The sequence below is a fragment of the Bradyrhizobium sp. sGM-13 genome (assembly GCF_018398875.1).
In the GTDB taxonomy this organism is placed as follows: Bacteria; Pseudomonadota; Alphaproteobacteria; order Rhizobiales; family Xanthobacteraceae; genus Bradyrhizobium.
Genome location: NZ_JAGWDK010000443.1, coordinates 1 through 235, shown reverse-complemented (window position 1 = coordinate 235; position 235 = coordinate 1). Strand labels below are relative to the sequence as shown.

Here is a 235-nt window from a genome sequence, read left to right as displayed (position 1 = left end):
ATCACGCCGCACTCGGAAGTGAAACGAGGAAATGGCGCAATTCATCCCTTAGGATGAGCGTACGCTTGCCGCACTTGCGAGCCTTGAGGCGGCCTTCACTAATTGCTTGATAGATTTTCGTCCGGCCAATTCCGGCTACCGCGCAAGCTTCCGCTACGGAAAGGCCTTCGCGCAAGGTTCCTGATGCATGTTCGATCAATTCAACGTCTCCTTACGTCCGCACGGTTATCGGCGG

1 protein-coding gene is annotated in these 235 nt (G+C 55.3%); it reads right to left on the bottom strand.

Annotated features, from left to right (window positions below; translation table 11 throughout):
* Nucleotide 1: 1 nt before the first annotated feature.
* A complete protein-coding gene (locus tag KJQ96_RS39590) occupies nucleotides 2-199 on the bottom strand; it encodes a helix-turn-helix domain-containing protein (RefSeq protein WP_249727352.1) in 198 nt (65 codons plus the stop codon).
* Between the last annotated feature and the right edge of the window lie 36 nt (nucleotides 200-235).